The 14,499-nt window shown below is 34.9% G+C and carries 7 protein-coding genes; all 7 read right to left on the bottom strand.

The window, feature by feature from the left end:
* Window positions 1-278: 278 nt before the first annotated feature.
* A complete protein-coding gene (locus tag OM075_RS22620) occupies window positions 279-3,494 on the bottom strand; it encodes a type I restriction endonuclease subunit R (protein ID WP_301192835.1) in 3,216 nt (1,071 codons plus the stop codon).
* Entirely contained in the window at window positions 3,478-7,131 is a 3,654-nt protein-coding gene (locus OM075_RS22625) for a DEAD/DEAH box helicase (protein ID WP_301192836.1), read from the bottom strand. Before OM075_RS22625 ends, OM075_RS22620 begins: the two co-directional genes overlap by 17 nt.
* On the bottom strand, window positions 7,118-8,941 hold the full coding sequence (locus OM075_RS22630; RefSeq protein WP_301192837.1) for a phospholipase D-like domain-containing protein: 1,824 nt from the start codon (window positions 8,939-8,941) through the stop codon (window positions 7,118-7,120). The genes OM075_RS22625 and OM075_RS22630 overlap by 14 nt, the downstream gene beginning before the upstream one ends.
* 2 nt (window positions 8,942-8,943) lie before the next feature.
* Window positions 8,944-10,302, bottom strand: a complete 1,359-nt coding sequence (locus OM075_RS22635) for a hypothetical protein (protein WP_301192838.1) — start codon at window positions 10,300-10,302, stop codon at window positions 8,944-8,946.
* Between the two features lie 103 nt (window positions 10,303-10,405).
* Window positions 10,406-11,581 (bottom strand): PDDEXK-like family protein, encoded by a 1,176-nt coding sequence (locus OM075_RS22640; protein WP_301192839.1) that lies wholly within the window; start codon window positions 11,579-11,581, stop codon window positions 10,406-10,408.
* A 7-nt stretch (window positions 11,582-11,588) separates the two neighbouring features.
* Window positions 11,589-12,884: a restriction endonuclease subunit S gene (locus tag OM075_RS22645; RefSeq protein ID WP_301192840.1), complete on the bottom strand. Its 1,296-nt coding sequence runs from the start codon at window positions 12,882-12,884 to the stop codon at window positions 11,589-11,591.
* Window positions 12,881-14,422 carry a class I SAM-dependent DNA methyltransferase gene (locus OM075_RS22650; protein WP_363321648.1) on the bottom strand — a complete coding sequence of 514 codons (1,542 nt, stop codon included), beginning with the start codon at window positions 14,420-14,422 and terminating at the stop codon, window positions 12,881-12,883. The genes OM075_RS22645 and OM075_RS22650 overlap by 4 nt, the downstream gene beginning before the upstream one ends.
* Between the last annotated feature and the right edge of the window lie 77 nt (window positions 14,423-14,499).

Below are 14,499 nucleotides of genomic sequence, written 5' to 3' on the forward strand. Positions count from 1 at the left end.
TAATATCCTTGCAATTAAGAACGAATAAATATCAATATTTATTCACATTCACTGTTGATAACTAATGACTTATGATGTTATTAAGGATTAACTAGTTAAGTAATGATGAATACTTAACCAAGAACTTGTTTGTATTTGTGATATAGGTTCATAACAAATAATTTTTTTCAATAATTTGATTATCTAAATTTTAAGCATACAGTCAAAAAAAAATACTAGCCCCATAAGTATTGGCAATAATCTTTTCATTTACATTTAACTTTATTTTTAGTGTAATCTTAATTCCAAAATTCCGCCAGCATCTCTGCTTGGCTTAATACTGTTTCTGTTGCCAACTTTTGTAAATCCGGTGGATAACCATATTGACGAAGCGTTCTTTTTACTATTACTTTCAGCTTCTTTTTTACAGATTCTTTTACAGTCCAGTCTATTGTGGCATTGGCTTTAACACGTTCAACAAGTACCCTTGCAAGTTTTAGAAGAACTTCATCACCAAGCATATCTTTGGCACTTTCGTTTGACGATACAGCATCGTAAAAAGCAAGCTCATCTTTTGATAATCCCATTTTTTCGCCACGTTTATCAGCTTCCTTTATCTCTTTAGCCAGTTCAATCATTTCCTGAATAATTTCGGCAGCGGAGATTAAATTGTTTTGGTAGCGTTTAATGGATGATTCTAGCATCTCCATTAGGGTACGGCTCTGAACTATATTATGCTTGGCTCTTACCTTAATCTCATCGTTAAGTAGTTTTTTGAGGACTTCTAAAGCAAGGTTCTTATGCTTCATATCTTTCATTTCCTCAAGAAAATCATCATCCAATACAGACAATTCCGGCTTTTTAATTCCTGCTGCATCAAAAATATCTACAACCTGTTCAGAAACTATGGCTTCATCAATAACTTGTTTAATTGCGGTTTCAATTTCGTAATCGGTTTTTCCACCTGAAACTTCTCCCATATCAAGCTTTTGGATTCGGGCTTTGACTGCCTGAAAGAATGCAATCTCATCTTTGGCATCCATTGCCTGGTCATGAGGGAGTGCAATAGCAAATGCTTTTGAAAGTGCAGTCACTTCTCTTAAGAACCTATTCTTACCATTTTCTAAGCTTAAGATATGTTCAACTGCAGAAAGTATGATTTCAAGTTTCTTCTTAACTGTAGCATCAAAGTATTCCTCGTAAGCAAATTGATGACCATACAAAACTCTGTCTTCGGCAGCCATCTGCAAACCTACATTGTCTGATCCTGCTTTTTCAGAAAACATTTGAGATACGACTTCTAATTTTTCTAACATGAGCTGAACTGCTTTCTCTTGCGCTTCTGCAGGATTTCCTTTTCCACCGCTATCGGAATAAAAGGATAGTGCCTTTTTTAAATCAGAGGCAATACCAAAATAATCAACCACCAAACCGCCCGGTTTATCTTTATAAACACGGTTAACCCTTGCTATTGCTTGCATCAGGTTATGACCTTTCATTGGTTTGTCGATATACAAAGTGTGCATACTTGGAGCATCAAATCCTGTTAACCACATATCCCGAACAATTACCAATTTCATCGGGTCAGAGGTATCTTTCATTCGGTCGGCTAATGCTCTTCGTTGGTCTTTTGATGTATGATGTTTCATTAACTCTGGACCATCGGATGAAGAAGCAGTCATCACTACTTTTAGTACACCTTTATCCAAATCATCATCATGCCAATGTGGGCGTATTTTAATGATTTCCTTATACAAGTCAGCAGCTATTTGTCGGCTCATGGTAACAATCATTGCTTTGCCTTCGATACCGCTATTGGTACGTTCCTCGTAGTGAAAAACAATATCTTCAGCTACCTTTTTTAGTCGTGCCTCACTACCAATAATTGCTTCAACCTTTGTCCATTTGGCTTTTGACTTTTGGGTTTCTGTTAATTCATCCTTCGCCAACTCTTCATCAAGCTCCTCGATAAGCTGTTTTCCTTCTTCTGAAAGATTGATTTTCACCAAACGGCTTTCGTAGTAAATAGGAACGGTAGCACCATCTTCAACGGCTTGAGCTATATCGTAAATATCGACATAGTTACCAAAAACAGCAGGGGTATTTGCATCGGTAGATTCAACAGGAGTTCCTGTAAATCCTAAATAGGTTGCATTGGGTAAGGCATCACGCATATACTTAGCAAAACCATAAACTAAACGCTGACCAACTACATTGCCATTATCGTCTTTTACATCAATAGTTTTTGGTTTAAAACCATATTGAGTACGGTGGGCTTCGTCAGCAACCACCACAATATTAGTACGGTCTGATAGTTGCTCATATATGTTCGAGCCATCTTCGGGTTGGAATTTTTGTATGGTAGCAAATACAATTCCTCCGGAGGCTACTTTTAGCAACTCTTTTAAATGCTCTCTGCTTTCTGCCTGGATTGGAACTTGACGCAACAATTGCTTCGATGAACCAAAAGTATCAAACAATTGGTCGTCTAAATCATTACGGTCGGTAATTACTAAAATGGTTGGATTATTAAGCTGTAAAACCAACTTACCACTAAAAAATACCATTGATAGAGACTTACCACTTCCTTGTGTATGCCAAACTACTCCACCTTTTCTGTCACCATTATCAGCAGATGCTTTTTTTACAGATTCAATGGCTTTGTTTACAGCATAATATTGATGATAAGCAGCGATTTTTTTAACTGTTTGTATGGTTGCTATTCCATCTTTATCGACATGTTTTGATTCTTCAAAAACGATGAAATGACGTATGTAATCTAATAAAGTATCAGGATTGGTTAAACCTTTTATAAGAACCTCTAACTGGCTTGTTAGGGTAGATGCTTCCTGAATACCATCACTTGTTTTCCATGCTAAATAGCGAGAATAACCAGCCGATAATGAACCTGCTTTTGCATCTGCACCGTCTGATAGTACACAAAAAGTATTGAATGTAAACAGACTAGGTATGGTGTCTTTATAGGTTTGAATCTGCTTAAATGCTGAATGCAAAGTTGCATTTTCATCAACAGCATTTTTTAATTCAAATATGACCAGAGGCAAACCATTTACAAACAGAATCAGGTCAGGACGTTTGTTGTTGTTATTCTCAATGATGGTAAATTGATTTACCACCAATAGGTTGTTTTGCTTTGGATTATTAAAATTGACTAACTGAACCCGGTCGCCACGCTGAATACCATCTTTACGATACTCAACTGGAACACCTTCGGTAAGCAATTCATGGAATGATTGGTTATTGACCATCAATTCCGGAGAAACAATCCGCTCAATGATTTTTAAAGCTTCCTGTTGGGCTTCATATGGTATTTCAGGATTGTTTCGGGCAATAGCTTCTTGTAAACGACCTTTCAAAATTACATCACTAAAAGAGTTGCGTTCCGGTTCTTCACCATCTGGAGCAATAACTGCACCGTGCATATATTTCCAACCAAGGTTTTCAAGTTCCTCAATTGCCCAAAGTTCTATATCGTTTTCAGTTATTTTTGACATTCTTTAAAACATTTTCAAGTAGAGCTAATTCATCGACTAATGCATCATCCCGATATATACCAACCTCCTTTTTCAATTTCCCTTCTCCAAATGTTTTCCTCACTAAAGGATTGTTACTATTAAAAATGAATGTATCAATCGATGTTTGCTTCTGTGTTGTATTATTCATTAATTCAAGCTCTGATGACTTTGACATAAATCCAACAGTTTGACTTTTTCTCCAACTTTTAAATTCAGCTATCGCCCCCCTATTATCAATCAAACAATCTTCAATTTCTCTAATAGAAGAATCTTCTTGCATTATAATATCATTTTTAATCTCAGCTTCCCCATTTAATTCTCTTTCCAGATTATCGGCAAAGGGTATTAACTTTTCTATAGCCATAATTAATTCAGGAGAGCTAATATTCGAATCTTTATTATCAACCATAAATAAAGGGAGTTCTGTGCTCACATATAATCTAAAATTGCCTTTATCTTGCTCTTTATAATTTATTTTTATTAATGGATTTTCAAGATACTCCCCTTTTAACCTCAGTAAGTGTTTGGAATCATGAATTACCTTATCTTTAAAAAGGACCGGAGTTTTAATTCTTAATACATATGTTGGTTTTCCTATTATAGAAACACCTTGCTCAAAATACTCTAATTCAATTATAACAGGCTGATGCCTGTTTGTATTGCTATCAACATATTTAATAGCTGCCAATAGTATGGTAGGCTTTTGGTTGTCTTCACTCTTAGCATAAACCAATTGATTCCCAAACTTATTTTCCAAAGAATTTAAAATATTATCAATGACCTTGCGACTTAATCTATTTTTAACCACTTGGGGTTCCTGTATATTAACACCTTTGAAATCTTCAGCTTTAACACCCAAGGGTTCTTCAATCTGCACCTCCTTTTCCGGGGAATTAAAATAACTATGCCAATCATCTGTATTCATATCAGGAGCAGATAGCTCATTTCTATTCTCTACCGAAATAAATTGGTCTATTAACTTCTCCGATTCAGATTTGCGTTTCACAAATCTTTTCACTTGCTCTTCGTCAATAGTATTTTTCAAATAAGGATAATGAATAGGTAATACGGCTTCTTTATTTCCCTCCAGTTCTATATTTAACTTGCCAAATAGCCTGTCTACACGGCCGACTCTTTGCTCATTATCCCCCTGAGTCCAGGCAATACCATAATGAATAACCTCCGAGCAATGATAATGTAAATCCACCCCCTCTTGCAATACAGATGTAGCTACTAATACATCAGGATAAAATGGCGTATTAAAAGCTTTTACAATACTATGCCGTTTGCTTTCTGCTGAATAAGGATATACAGGATGCGTATATTTCAGGAAATTCCACTTTTCATTTAATAAAGTATTCTCATCCAATGAAAATTCCTTTCGATACAGAGTTTTGAACGAAATAATAGCTTCTGAAATCAATTTTAGTAACCCACTTGCAATAATCTTTTTATTAATTTCGGAACAAAACTTTCGATATAATTTCCCTCCTCTAAAATCTCCGCTTTTTAATATTGCCTTATAGACAGAATAAAACTCAAATATATATTCGCTTGAAAACAATACTCCGGCCTCTAAATATCCACTAAATGCCTCTCTTTCAATCTCGGAAAAAGCATCGTACTTTTTCTTTGCTTCTTCAAAAGTCTCAGCAAGCTTAATATCACCTCCTACTTTTTTTCGATACCAAATCCCTAATAGAGTATCAAAGGATTCATTTGCTGTCGATTTTCTTTGTTCGTTAGCAGAATCCTCATTTCCTTCTAATCTAACTTTTTGCTCTTTATTTAAAATTGAATCAAACCTTAATTTCTTTATCGTCTTTAGATAATCATGTCTGTCATTATTACGGAAATAACTATTAACGTTATATTTTTCAGACTTATAATCTTTTGCAGGCTGAAAAAAGACGGAAAATATTTGATACGGAACAGTGAATCTTAACCTGAAATTTGAGCAATCTGTTGATTTATACCTACCTGATTTTTTCTTGGTAAACAAATCAAAAACTCTTGAACTCTGTATTCTATCATTATCTTCTGTATTATTGCTATCAGAATCACTCTCGATCTCTTCATCGTCTTTCTCACTCACAAAAGCAGCGCGCAAGAAGTTCTCCGTTTTTGAATAGTTTTTAATTCGCTCATCAGAAATCACTCCAGTAAAATACTTTGATAAAAACACTTTATCGTACTCATTAATCACTCTACGAGCAATTTCGTATACCGATGGAATTCTTCGAACAAACACTAACTTTTTTGATTGCTCACCTTTCTTATGAGGAGAAAGCGTTTTAATGATTTCTTCATATTTTGGATGTGCAGGCACATCTTTATATGCTTTATGGTAAATTTCTGAAAGTTTTTCAATTACACTTGCATCTTCACCCAATTTAAAATCTCCTGAATTACCTTTATCATCTTTACTCCCCGAATCAGCCGACACCCTAACGCTCTTCTTATTAGGCAAAAACTCAAACCCCTCAAGGTAACCAAATAATACCCTGTATGGATTTGTCCGCACCTTTTCTCCATTCTTTAATTTCTCTGATTGAGCTTTGACTAATGCTTTCTGATAAGATGCAAAAAAGAGCTTTTCTGATAATGAACTTAATTCTACCGCTCCCGGTATTTCTTTCCTGTACTGATACTTAGTTTTCCCTGCCAGCCTTCTAAAACGCCTTACACATATCTCTTTCAAGATATCTTCCGGAGTATGCTTTATAAAGTCAAGGCTAAACATATTTACCATATTCTTTATATCCGTATTTGCGGAATGATTGGGTGTTGCAGTAAGGAGCAATATTTTATCTGCTAACGGCTTAAAACCTGTTTTTATAAAAGGATTATCTGCTTTAATATCTCTATGGCTGAAAAAGGCATGAGCCGCAATGCTCCGGTTGGAATCACTATTGGGCTCTGTTCGTCTTAAGTAATGCGCTTCATCAAAAATAATCAGGTCAAAAGGTGGTTCTGTCTTCTTATTGGAGAAAGCCTTATAAATATTCTCATTGTATTCAATGGCAATATCGCGGATATAACCGCCAAGCTTATCATCTTTTAATTTTCCTTCATTAGTTACGCCATACCGGATACCATATTTTTTTAACAAGTCAAATGACCTTTTTGAGGGAAGAAAACCACTAAGAGAAGATGTTTTGCAAACGAAAAACGAAGGCCACTTTAAATTCACCTTCTCCATTAAATCCTCCTGGTTATGGCAATATACAGCCTTCCGTAAGGGTTTGTTGTTTATTGTTGACTTGACCAAGTCGTCAGTACCTTTATAATTTCGGTCAATGAAATTATTGTATTCTGTAATCCATTTTTTTGCAACCAACTCATTAGGCGCATATAACAACACTTTTGCATCTGGTTTTTGACGCCATAGCGTAACTAAGATAGCCAAGCCTTCTATGGTTTTACCCATTCCCACCTCGTCTGCTAACAACGCTATTTTTTTATCCAACAGAATATTATACACCTTAGCAGCTCCTTCAGCTTGAAGTTTTGCCATATCGTTATCTCCATTCTGATCATATTTCCACGTTTTCTTAGAAAAGTGGAAATTTACATAGGAACTCACGTGCTTTGGAGTTATCTTAAATAGCGTCATATTCTAACTCCTCCTTTAATAGTTTTATAAACTTTTTATCCTTTCGACTAATCGTTATCTCTTTAGGCATTTCAAAACTAATCACATCGAGTGTGTTTGTTTTAATATATTTATTGAATCGCTTAATACACCTATTGACTTCTTCGATCAGAAAAAAATGAAATAGTAAATCATCTTCCTTTTTCTCCTTAACGGCCAACTCAATTGATTCAGCAACCAGATTTTTAATATTTAATAAGGAACCGGGCAACCTATACCCCAGTTTATCTAATGCTGTTTTATCCTTTTTTGATTCATCAATTTTATCCAACAACTTTTGGAAGGAAACAAACATAAAATAATACGATTCTGTACCCTTATACTCGGACATGATTTTACTTGTAGTATCATTATCACTTTCTGTTGACAACTTGTATTGACACTGTTTAACACTCCCTTCTCCTGATGGGTTATCAATTAAAGAAGAAATTAAATCCGATAAATTCACATAAGCATAAGGTTGTCTTTGTTCTTTGTTTTCCTCACATATAAATCCCTGAAATACAGCTTTGTCATTTTTATCGAAAACTGTGAATGATTTATTTTTCAAAACGCGAATATATTTATCTCTGAATGAGGTCGTATCAACCGTGTTTAAGGAGATTTTATCATTAGGCGCATGGGGCAAAGAAATGGTATAGTTTTCAGGTTTTTCAATTTCACTCTTCATAGAGTAGGAAAATGACTCCCAATCGGCCATAATCTCCACACTAAGGCAGAATGGATTTAACACCTCCTCCCATTCTTTGTTTAATTCTTCTACTGTAACGCCTTCTACACCATTTAAGGAAACAATATCCCCTTTTAAGCTATTAAATGTTTTTGTATCTATATCCTGAATAACACCGGCTTCTATATTCATCTGTTTTTTAGGCATATTTAACCCTGTAGCACGAAATGAACAGTTCCATGAACCTACAGCTAACGTTTGAGGGGTTAACCACACTTTTGCATGATGTAATGATTGATGATCATCTTTTCTCTTAGGTTGACAAAGGTTATAATCATCAGATGCAAAAATTTTATCCAGTTCAGAAGTTTGAATATTAACTTTATTAGCTTCCGAGACATGTGGTACAATATTTATTTCTGGAAAGCCTTCTGATTTTATTGCATCAAAAAGCTTAATAGACTCTTTTGAGAAATAGGGTGACCACACATACAACTCTCCTTTTTTCAATTCATTAAACAAATTGAACTGAGACTCCATTAATGTATGAACAAATTCCCAATTGCTTTCTACATCATTTAATGTGTCTACAAATTGTTCCTCATTGGAAATGTCAACACCAAGTTCCTCAAACAAAGACAATACCTGATTAGCATTATCAACTGTTGTTAACTTTTTAATACTAATAGATTCCCTGTTTGAACTCCACGCAGAAATGGATAGATTAGCAGAGCCGGTAATTAAGTAGGCCCCTTTTTCGCCTCTTAAATAGATTACCTTAGGATGAAAAATGGCATCTGTTTTTATTGTTTCATATATATCAGCTACATTAACAGGAATTATATCAATAGTGGTGCGTTTTTGGCTTTGAATATTTAAGGCTTTATAGTCATAAAAAATCTTGATATCAATAGCAGTTAATTCTAAATTTAAAGCTTCATAATCTTCTGCTGTTTTTAACTCTTCCGGCCCTTTTCCAACAAAGGCAGAAACTAAAAATTTCTCAACCAACTCGGGGTCCATATTAAATGTTGTGAACCAAGCTGTTTGTATTGGTTTTATTTGCTCAACGATCTGTTTGAATTTCTGATACAACTTCATAGCTACTGATATAAACCGTTATACAAACTGTGAACTGTTCCCAGATAATAATAATTTCGCCAACTGTTATCTGTCAAACTTTCCTTATAATTATCTGAATAAATAAACGATCGATGCTGAGTTATTTTCCCATTGCCAATGGTCAACCAAGGCAAATTATTCCGACTTTCAAACAACTCTTTATGATAATTAATCAGATTCTCTACATACAACGAAATATCCTTATCTGAATTTACTTTTCTAACTATATCAATTAACTTTTTCAATCTCTCTAAGGCCGATTCTGAAACATACTTATACGTTGCATATTTCTCTATCTCCTTAAAATTGATTGTTTCAGCGGCTAATTGTTCCTTAATATCGTTAATTAAAGATCCGTCAATTTCAGTAGTACCACGCTGCAATAACCTATCCATCGATTTTTCAATTCTCGCCAATAATGGCTCTATCGCACAAATAGCTTTAATTTTTCCACTGTTATCATTAATTGAAGCCTGTTCTATCAACTGCTGGTATTGATAATCGGAATCTTTATTAAGCGCTTTTATTTGATTATAGATTAGTTGAGCCTCGGGATTTTGCAACCCCAACTTATCTTCCCAAAAATCGATAAAGGATTTTGATTTAAAGGATTTTGGCTGCAAAGTCTCGTGATACAACTCTTTTAATTCTTCATCGACAATAGATTCTATGGAATGCCTTATGTGTTTTTGTCCATTTTTTTCTGATAGAACTTTATCCACAATAAGCCTTTTCAATCCTTCAGCCAAATTAGACCATCGTTTACTCTTTGAGAACAGCTTTTCTACCTCATTCCAAATAGCTTCATTTGCATAGTAGTTATTGGACTGAAAAATATCCATCTGCTGAAATGGCCCTTTGTGACGCCCATGAATTCCTAAACCAATATGGCGTACCAATATGCCACTGTTTTTATCTACAATGGCTGATACAGCCTTTTCATCATTGCGATTTTGTATTTGAATGGATTTTAGTTTGCTTAATGCAGGAACTGTTACTTCAGTATTACCCATTTTGGCGACAACATTGGTCAGTATCATTTCCAGGAATATAATCATACCATCGAACAAATCGTTTTCGGAATTATATGGTGCCCGACCGGTTAACTCCAGTACTTTTTGTTTATGCTCTTTACAACACTGCCATATTACAAAGTGATGCAACAAGTTAATGGTATAGTACCGAATATCGACACTGATGGTATTGAGCCTGTTTTCGAAAATAGCATTCCCAAGGGCAGTCCAGATTATACGCAACCCCATAGGGTCAATTGCTCCTTCGCTGAATATGCTATCATCGAACTCTGTAAAAATATCTAAGGGGCTATTTTCTATCTGCATCTTACTGTTTTTCTTTAAGCTTTTCTTTTATATACTCTCAACTTATCACTCATAGATTTGGTATTTGAGAAATAACAGAAAATAAAAAATAAAATTAATTCATTTAAATTTTACTTAATTCAGATTTTATAACCTCCTTCTTCGCTCTCAACTTATTAAGGAATTCTTCAACAAAAACGATTGCCATTTTTTCGCTTTTAATTATGTTTTCATTTATTATATGCTCATAACGCCCACTCTTATTATTCCATCTAAATTCAGATAGCATATCAATCAGTTCGAGTATTTTTTTCGGAGTCTCTTTTGTGTAGCAGATTTCCTTATTACGTACAGAAAAATCAACTACACATGTATCAAGAGAAAATATTACATCAGAATTAAAGCAATATCCCGCAACCTCAAAATTTTCAAAATAGGGGATACCATTATACATCCGTGCCCCTTTAAATGGATTGTATTTTTCTTCATAGGCAAAATAATTTTTAAACTTTAATCCTATATAATCTGGAAGTTTATCTATGTTTTCTTTTATGGCAACTGCTGTATTAAAATTATGTTCTTGTTCCAGCTGTTTAGCAAATGAATCCATAAAATCCATATCAAGTAGTTCTTTAGTAAGTTTTTGAAGTATTGCTTTATATTGGACTAGCACCGCTATATTGTTACTATCAGTTGTTACTTTGATGCAAGGTGTAAGCCAACCCGAAATTAAATCGCTCGAGGTACCATCGAAAGCTCGTATGCAAATAAGCTTGTTTTCGATATCAAGCTTATCTGATTCATTTTCTAATTCCCATGTTGTCCTATCCGGTTCTTTTCCTTGATTTAGGGTTAAATAGACAATCGCAACTACCTCAATTTTTCTACTTTTCAACTGATAATAATAAGTTGGAATTTGGTTTGTGGTATCTCCGGCATCATTGATTTTATTTTCAATGATAACAGCCTTATTATTTTCTAGGATGGTAATATCCCTTCTTCCTTCTTCACGCGAAACAATAATATTTGTACCCCACTGAGTTAATTCTATTTTATAAGAGCTCTTTTTACTTATAAATTCCATAAATAATTTAAGGTACTTATCATTTTCGCCATGATTAGCACTGGGAGCTAATAAAACTTGCAATACATCGCTGTGCATATTCTCGCGATGATAAATATCTGAAACCATTTCGAAGATATTAAGCCCATTAAATGACTCCGCAGCTTTCTTTTTATTAAAAGTACTTACCGCTTCACGGTTACTCTCTATAAATCTTTTTATAGCTTCAATACTCATAACCATGCTACATTTTAACTCTCAACTCCCCACTCATTAACTTGGGCAACAAAGTATTTCGTAATTGGGTAAGGGTTTGGATTTCTTTAATATTTTCATATTGTTTAAATATTAATGACTCAGCTATACCCGTGTATTTTTCTAATATTTCATTTGGTATATCAAGTACATTGTAAATTAACAGATAATCCATCTTCATATTCGGACGAGTAGATGTCTCATTAGTGATTTTACTAATATGATTATTAAAATCTTGACTACGTAAATATGAATACAAATAGATAGCATAGCCATTCTTTGGTCTAATTCTTATTGAACCATTATTGAACACTGCATCTAAATCTTCAATGATTAAATAAGAAAGTCCTAATAGGCTTGTCCTTGTAATTATGATGTCGTTTTTTAGAAGTCTAAATTGCTTAAAATTTTCTGGTGTTATTTTAGTAAAACCCCATTGATTAAAATCTCTGGAATTACTTAAGTCACCTATTCTAATACACCTAACACCTGTATCTTCATCAACCATTGGAGCTTTCTGAATTGCATCAGCTCCGGTATTATATTTTGTGATAAAATCTTTAACGGTTTTAACTCGCCACCCCTCCGGAATTTCACCCAACTCACTCTCAACCATTTTGCTGCATGAACTTTTATAAGGTTCACCGTTTTCGTTGGGAAACTCAAACTCTACAAACCAACGTTTAAAAAGGGTTTGTGCCAGTTCTTCTAAGTCTTGGTTTTGTTGGCGGAGTAGGGTGATTTTATATCTTAAAGCATCTAATGTTTTTACAATAGACTCTTTTTCCTTTTTTTCTGTAGGTACTATTATAGGAAAGTCTCTTAACGCTCCTAAAGTAAGATATGGTTGACTCGTACCTGTTCTTGAGTATCCAATATAATGCTTAGCATTACGCCCTTGTAAATAATAAAATAGCCATTTAGAATCTAATTCATCATTGGGCTTAAAAAGTCCTACATTTTTAATTGCATAATTAATAGTTTCATTTTCTTCTATATATGAAAAACCACAATATTCACCAATCATACTTATAATAACATCCCATTGGTCAACTTTACTTCTTTGATTGATTTTCTCATAGTCCTCTTTTGAGATTAAATATGCATCATCAAAGTTGATACTTTCTCCCTTTATATGCTTTGATGTAACTAATGGGAATCCTTTCTCTTTTTGTTTTGGACTATCATGTGTACCATCTGTAACTTTAACACAATATGAACTAGCTTTTATGATTTCCCAATCCAAAGGTATTTGACCTATTTCTGTATCTTTCCATTCACTCATAATTCAATCCCAATTTTAGCCAATTGTGTTTTAATTTCCTGGTCAAGCTGTTGGGCTTGGTTCATTTGTTCACGTAATCGGGCAGTAAGCTTATCGACCTTTTCCTGAAATGGAATACCATCATCTTCTTCATCGGGTATTCCTACATAACGTCCGGGAGTTAATACAAACTTGTGTTTTTGTATATCTTCAATAGTAGCCGATTTACAGAAACCTTTTACATCTTCGTAGTTCTCACTTTGCTTTAACCATTTGTGATAAGTATCTGCAACTTTACTAATATCCTCAGATTCAAACGCTCTGTTCTTACGATTAATCATATAACCTAACTCAGAGGCATCAATAAAGAGCGTTTTACCATTACGTTGCTTTTTGCCCCTGCGCAAGAACCACAAACAAGCTGGAATACCTGTATTAAAGAACAAAGCTTTGGGTAGCATTACAATACACTCTATCAAATCGTTTTCCACTAACTTCTGGCGTATGTCGCCTTCACCCCCTGTATTAGAGCTTAATGAGCCATTGGCTAATACAAATCCTGCATGTCCGCCATCTGGTTTTAAGTGATATAAAAAATGTTGCACCCAACCAAAGTTTGCGTTTCCTGTTGGCGGTATTCCGTATTGCCAACGAGCATCGTCACGCAACAATTCACCACTCCAATCACTTACATTAAAGGGGGGATTGGCAATGATATAATCGGCTTTTAAATCTTTATGCGCATTATTCAGAAACGAGCCTTCAGTATTCCATTTAATGTTTGAGCCATCAATGCCACGTATAGCCAGGTTCATACGGCATAAACGGTAAGTAGTTTGGTTACTTTCCTGTCCGTAAACAGAAATATCGTCCAAACGCCCCTGATGGCTTTCAATAAACTTTTCACTTTGTACAAACATACCACCCGAACCACAACAAGGGTCAAAGACACGACCGCTATAGGGTTGTAACATTTCAACCAAAAGCTTTACAATACTCTCAGGCGTGTAAAATTGACCTCCCTTTTGACCTTCTGCCAATGCAAACTGCCCCAAAAAGTATTCATACACCCGGCCTAATACATCCTGAGATTTTGCTTTCTCATCCCCCAAGGCAATAGTACCAATGGTATCAATTAAACCACCCAAAGTTTGTGGATCAAGATTGGTGCGTCCAAAGGTTTTAGGCAGAATACCTTTAAGAGTTGCATTATCTGCTTCAATCAAGTCCATTGCATCATCAATCAACTTACCGATGTTAGGCATCTTAGCCTGTGATTGAATATATGCCCAACGAGCATTCTCAGGCACAAAAAACACATTTTCTGCTCCGTACTCATCTTTATCTTCGGGGTCAGCTCCTGCATATTCGCCTTCTCCGGCTACGAGCTTTTCGTAATGGTCTTCAAACGCATCAGATATATACTTTAAAAAGATTAAGCCAAGCACAACATGTTTGTACTCGGCTGCATCAATATTTTTACGCAATTTGTCTGCGGTAGTCCACAGCTTCTTTTCGAGCGATTCGTTTGCTCCGTTTCCGTTAGATATTCCGGTGATGTTGACCCCTCATTCCGGTCATATTGACCCCCTTGGATTTGGGTAACTAAAAATGGTTAGTGTGACAAAATTACATC

Origin of the sequence: Plebeiibacterium sediminum (assembly GCF_026013605.1) — a bacterium.
GTDB lineage: Bacteria > Bacteroidota > Bacteroidia > Bacteroidales > Marinilabiliaceae > Saccharicrinis > Saccharicrinis sediminus.